The organism is Streptomyces sp. NPDC059142, assembly GCF_042755665.1.
GTDB lineage: Bacteria > Actinomycetota > Actinomycetes > Streptomycetales > Streptomycetaceae > Streptomyces.
The window spans coordinates 1-5,513 of sequence record NZ_JBHZDA010000154.1 but is presented as its reverse complement, the minus strand read 5'-3'; the positions used below and the strand labels follow the sequence as shown (position 1 = coordinate 5,513).

5 protein-coding genes are annotated in these 5,513 nt (G+C 69.1%); 3 read left to right on the top strand and 2 right to left on the bottom strand.

What is annotated here, in order from left to right; all coding sequences use genetic code 11:
* Window positions 1–130: 130 nt before the first annotated feature.
* The gene (locus ACFXPK_RS31375; protein WP_385080522.1) at window positions 131–400 is read right to left on the bottom strand and encodes a type II toxin-antitoxin system RelE/ParE family toxin; all 270 of its coding nucleotides are present in this window, start codon (window positions 398–400) and stop codon (window positions 131–133) included.
* Window positions 397–669, bottom strand: a complete 273-nt coding sequence (locus tag ACFXPK_RS31370) for a type II toxin-antitoxin system Phd/YefM family antitoxin (RefSeq protein WP_385005046.1) — start codon at window positions 667–669, stop codon at window positions 397–399. The genes ACFXPK_RS31375 and ACFXPK_RS31370 overlap by 4 nt, the downstream gene beginning before the upstream one ends.
* Before the next feature lie 291 nt (window positions 670–960).
* Between ACFXPK_RS31370 and ACFXPK_RS31365 the strand changes: the two genes are divergently transcribed.
* The 3 genes from ACFXPK_RS31365 to ACFXPK_RS31355 all read left to right on the top strand — a co-directional run bounded on the left by ACFXPK_RS31365 (window position 961) and on the right by ACFXPK_RS31355 (window position 5,404).
* Window positions 961–1,971, top strand: a complete 1,011-nt coding sequence (locus ACFXPK_RS31365) for a phospholipase D-like domain-containing protein (protein ID WP_385005044.1) — start codon at window positions 961–963, stop codon at window positions 1,969–1,971.
* A 369-nt stretch (window positions 1,972–2,340) separates the two neighbouring features.
* Entirely contained in the window at window positions 2,341–3,729 is a 1,389-nt protein-coding gene (locus ACFXPK_RS31360) for an NAD(P)/FAD-dependent oxidoreductase (RefSeq protein ID WP_385005042.1), read from the top strand.
* Between the two features lie 373 nt (window positions 3,730–4,102).
* Window positions 4,103–5,404 carry a class I SAM-dependent methyltransferase gene (locus ACFXPK_RS31355; protein WP_385005040.1) on the top strand — a complete coding sequence of 434 codons (1,302 nt, stop codon included), beginning with the start codon at window positions 4,103–4,105 and terminating at the stop codon, window positions 5,402–5,404.
* The last annotated feature ends 109 nt before the right edge of the window (window positions 5,405–5,513 follow it).

Sequence of the window (5,513 nt, the reverse complement as noted above, 5' to 3'; positions counted from 1 at the left end):
GGCGCGGTTGTTGTTCGCCGCCCCCCCCCCCTTGTTGGCCGCTTTCGGGGGGGGGGGCGGGGGGGGGGGGTCTTGCCGCCCGGCCCCCGGGGGGGGCGCGGGGGTTCCCCCCCGCGGGCGCCCCGTTCGTTCAGAGAGCGCGGTGGACGTCGCGCCGGTCTCCGACCTTGACGACGAGGACGACGAGGGCGCCGTCCTGGACCTGACAGGCGACCCGGCAGGCGCCGACCCGGAGCCGGTACAGACCTGAGGGCCCGGCGAGCTTCTTGATGTCCGCGTCCTCGCGGTACGGATCGTCGCCGAGTGCGGTCAGCGCGGTCAGGATGCGCATCGCGGCATGCCGGTCGATGGCCCGGAGCTGCCGCTGCGCGGCCGCCGTGAACCGGAACGCGTACTTCACGCCGCGTCCCCGGTGTGTTCGGTGAACAGATCCGCCAGCAGTTCGGCCATGGTCACGGTGGGGCCGTCCTCGGCCAGTACGGCTTCCGCCTCACGGGCCAGCAGGAGGTCGGCCGCCTCTTCCAGGGCGTCGAAGTCCGTGATCGGCACCACGGCCGCCACGGGCACGCCGTTACGGGTGATCACGGTCGGGGTGCCCTGCTCGGCGCGGTTGATGTGGTCCGCGAGGTGTGCACGGGCTTCGCGTACGGTCACGGTCTCCTCGGTCATGACATCAGTGTACGCGCAGATGTGTACACGCAATCGTCGGTGCCCTGTGTGCGGAGCCTGAATCCTATGGACACCCCGGTGATCCACATGAAAAACTCGCCCCTCTTCACCCGGGGTTTTCCGGGTGAATCGAGAGGGGGGGAATCCTTGATTCCGAACAAGTCCGTCCGCGTGCGCCGGTCGGTGCGCAGAGCGGGAATGGCCGCGGTGGCGACGGCGTTCGTCGGCGTGATGCTCGCGGGGGGTGCGGCCCCTGCCGTAGCGGCGGATCCGCCGATTTCCACGGGGGCCGTGTTCAATGATCCGCGGGGTTCCGCCGCCGCGCAGAACGCGGTGAAGAATCACATCATCGATGCCATCGGAAAGACGCAGAGCGGGCGGCTGATCCGTGCCGCGCTCTACGCTCTGAACGATCAGGATTACACGAACGCGCTGAAATCCGCCCATGCGCGCGGGGTCATGATCCGGGTCGTCCTCGACTCCAAGTACGCGGATTCGGCGGCGGCCAAGAGCCTCATCGCCGACCTGGGGACGGACCGTACCGCCACGTCATGGGTGCGGGTCTGCACGGCGGGTGGGGCGTGTATCGCCACCGGGCAGAGTTCTATGATCAACCACAACAAATTCTTCACCTTCTCCCGGATCGGCAGCGTGGGAGAGGCCGAGGACGTCGTCATCCAGACATCGGCCAACCAGACAAGTCTCAACACCGCGAAATACTGGAACAACGCCTATACCGTCGTCGGGAACACCGATCTCTACACGGCGTACGTGGGGTATTTCAACGATCTGGCGGCGATGAAGAAGAACGCCAATTACTTCACCAGCGGAAAGACCGGAACGGAGAAGTACTACTTCTTCCCGCAGAGCAGCGGCGACATCGTGGTGAGCCTGCTCGGCAATGTCTCCTGCGCGGACAGGAGCAAGGTGAGCGTGGCCGCCTTCGCGCTGCACCGCGACGAGGTCGCGGAGAAGCTGCGGTCCATGGCCGCCCAGGGCTGCCAGATCCGGATCGTGTACGCGGAGAGCAACGACGCGGCGAAGCTCAGCGGCCGGACGAACATCGACATCCGTCAGCTCAACACCGCCGACGGCCACTTGGTGCACTCGAAGTACTTCCTGGTCGAGGGGACGTACGCGGGCCACACCAACACCAAGTGGACCTTCACCGGCTCCCACAACCTGGACTACGCCTCGCTCCAGCGGAACGACGAGGCCCTGCTCCGGCTGGAGGGAGCCGCTCCGTACGACGCGTACAGCCGGAACTTCACCGACCTGATGAACGCCGCCACCCGGGTCTGAGGCCCTGACGCGGGACCGCCGTGGTGACCCCCGCCGGAAAGTTCGTGAACTTCTTCACAAGGAAAACGCTCCGGTGGGGCCCCGGGCCGGGTCGCGAGGCCCGGCTGTCAGGAGCGAGAGCCCTCCGCGCCCTTGTACCGGGTGGTCCCCGGCCCCCCGCCGCGGCGCGCGTCGTATGGCCGGTCCGGTGTCGGGAAGGCGGTGGAATGGCCAGCTCACGAGGGGTAAGCAACGTCCAAACATGCCGTCCGGTTCCCCCTGCGCACCATGACCTGGATCACGTGGGCCGCGCAGTGTAACACCAGGGGGGTCACACCTTGTGAAGGGGCTCACGAGCACCCCCTCCGAGGGGGGTGGATACTCGATGGCATGAGCACCACGGAGCGTCCCAGGATCCTCGTTGTAGGCGGTGGGTACGTAGGCCTGTACGCAGCTCGTCGCATTCTGAAGAAGATGCGCTACGGGGAGGCGACCGTCACGGTCGTCGACCCTCGCTCGTACATGACGTACCAGCCCTTCCTCCCCGAAGCCGCCGCCGGCAGCATTTCGCCTCGGCATGTCGTCGTACCGCTGCGACGCGTGCTGCCCAAGGCTGAGGTGCTCACCGGCCGGGTCACCACCATCGACCAGGACCGCAAGGTCGCCACGGTCGCGCCGCTCGTCGGCGAGGCCTACGAGCTGCCCTTCGACTACCTCGTCGTCGCGCTCGGCGCGGTCTCCCGCACCTTCCCGATCCCCGGCCTCGCCGAGCAGGGCATCGGTATGAAGGGCATCGAGGAGGCCATCGGGCTGCGCAACCACGTCCTCGAACAGCTCGACAAGGCTGACTCGACGACCGACGAGGAAGTCCGCCGCAAGGCGCTGACCTTCGTCTTCGTGGGTGGCGGCTTCGCCGGTGCGGAGACCGTCGGTGAGGTCGAGGACCTGGCGCGCGACGCGGCCAAGTACTACACGAACGTCAAGCGCGAGGACATGCGCTTCCTGCTCGTGGACGTGGCGGACAAGATCCTCCCCGAGGTCGGCCCGAAGCTGGGCGCCTGGGGCAAGGAGCACCTCGAAGGCCGTGGCGTCGAGGTCTACCTCAAGACCGGCATGGACTCCTGCGTCGACGGTCACGTCGTGCTCAACAACGGCCTTGAGGTCGACTCCAACACCATCGTCTGGACCGCCGGCGTCAAGCCGAACCCGGCGCTCGCCCGCTACGGTCTGCCGCTCGGCCCCCGCGGCCACGTGGACACCAGCGAGAAGCTCCAGGTCCAGGGCACCGACTACATCTGGGCCGCCGGCGACAACGCCCAGGTCCCGGACCTCGTCGGCCGCAAGGCCGGCAACCCGAACGCCTGGTGCCCGCCCAACGCCCAGCACGCGCTGCGCCAGGCCAAGGTCCTCGGTGACAACGTCATCTCGGGCATGCGCGGCTTCCCGCAGGGCGACTACAGCCACGCCAACAAGGGTGCGGTCGCCGGTCTCGGGGTCCACAAGGGCGTCGCGATGATCGTCATGGGCAAGATGAAGATCAAGATCAAGGGCCGGCTGGCCTGGTACATGCACCGTGGCTACCACGGCATGGCCATGCCGACCTGGAACCGCAAGATCCGGGTCTTCGCCGACTGGACGCTCGCGATGTTCCTCAAGCGCGAGGTCGTCTCGCTCGGCGCCATGGAGACGCCGCGCGAGGAGTTCTACGAGGCCGCGAAGCCGACCCCGGCGCCCGCCGCCGCGTCGGCCGCGCCCGCGGAGAAGGCCAAGGCCTCCTGACGCACGCGGTACTGAAAGGGCCGTCCGCCATCCGTGGTGCGGACGGCCCTTCCGCATGCCCGGACGGCGCGGGCCCTCCCGGCCCCGGCGCGCGCCGGTCGCTCTGACGGACCAGCAGCCCCGTTCCGGATCACCGGAGTCCGCACGGCCCGTCGGGGCCGGGAAAAGGCCGGGAAGCGACTGGCGCCGGAGCCGGCGGAGGGTACGGGCCGGGGGTAGGGGCCCGAGGCGGCGAGCCGCACCCGGCGGAAGTCCGTGGTAGATGCAAGTATTTTGCTGTCTCATTGCCCGTCACAGGGACTGCATCCGTACCCGACCGGTGTTTACGTGGTGTTGAGCATGTCCGGTATCCACCACCACGGAGGTGTACGCCATGGCCGACGCCGCGCTGCGGCTGACCACTCTTGCCGAAGAGTTGCTGGGGGCCCCGCTCCCGGTCCGTATCCGCGCCTGGGACGGCAGCGAATCGGGTCCCCCCGGCGCCCCCACCCTGATCATCCGGCACCGCCGGGCCCTGCGCCGCCTCCTCTGGAAACCCGGCGAGCTGGGGCTCGCACGCGCCTGGGTCGCGGGGGAGATCGATGTCGACGGTGATCTGTACGCGGTCCTCGAACGCCTCGCCGGGCTCATCTGGGAGCGCGGCGCCGACGAGAACGAGCACAAGGTCCACCCGGTACGCGACCCCAGGATGCGCGCCGCGGCGCGCGGGCTCGTGGAGATCGCCGGGCCCTGGCCGCCGCCCGCCCCGCCCGTCGAGGAGATCAGACGCCGGCACGGCACCCTGCACACCAGACGCCGCGACAAGGAGGCGATCAGCCACCACTACGACGTCGGCAACGACTTCTACGCCCTGGTCCTGGGCCCGTCCATGGTCTACTCCTGCGCCTACTGGGACGCGGGCCCCGGCTTCACCCTCGAAGACGCGCAGCGCGACAAGCTCGACCTGATCTGCCGCAAGCTCGGCCTCCGGCAGGACGACCGGCTCCTGGACGTCGGCTGCGGCTGGGGCTCGATGGCCATCCACGCGGCCCGCGAGTACGGCGCCCGGGTCACCGGCGTCACCCTCTCCCGGGAACAGGCCGCGTTCGCCCGCAAGCGCATCGCGGAGGAGGGGCTGACGGACCGTATCGAGATCCGCGTCCAGGACTACCGGGACGTCAGGGACGGCCCCTACGACGCGATCTCCTCCATCGGGATGGCCGAGCACGTGGGCTCGGTCAGGTACCGCGAGTACGCCGACGACCTCTACGGCCTGCTCAAGCCGGGCGGCCGGCTGCTGAACCACCAGATCGCCCGGCGCCCCGAGAAGGACGAGGGGCAGTACCACATCGACGACTTCATCGACTCGTACGTCTTCCCCGACGGCGAACTGGCGCCGCTCGGCCGTACCGTCTCCACCCTGGAGGAAGCGGGCTTCGAGGCCCGTGACGTCGAGTCGATCCGGGAGCACTACGCGCTGACCCTGCGCCGCTGGGTGGCCAACCTGGAGGAGCACTGGGCGGAGGCGGTGCGCGCCACCTCCGCGGGCCGCGCGCGCGTCTGGCGCCTCTACATGGCGGCGTCCGCGCTCTCCTTCGAACGCAACAGGATCGGCGTCAACCAGATCCTCGCCGTACGGCCCCCGGACGGCGGCGCGTCCGGCATGCCGCTGCGGGCCCGCCTCTGGAGCACATGAGCCACCCGTACCTCTTGTGAAGTCCGGCAGCACCGGAGTCCGGCAGCACCGGAGTCCGGCAGCACCGGAGTCCGGCAGTACGTACGAAGACGGGCCGGGGGGCCCGGGG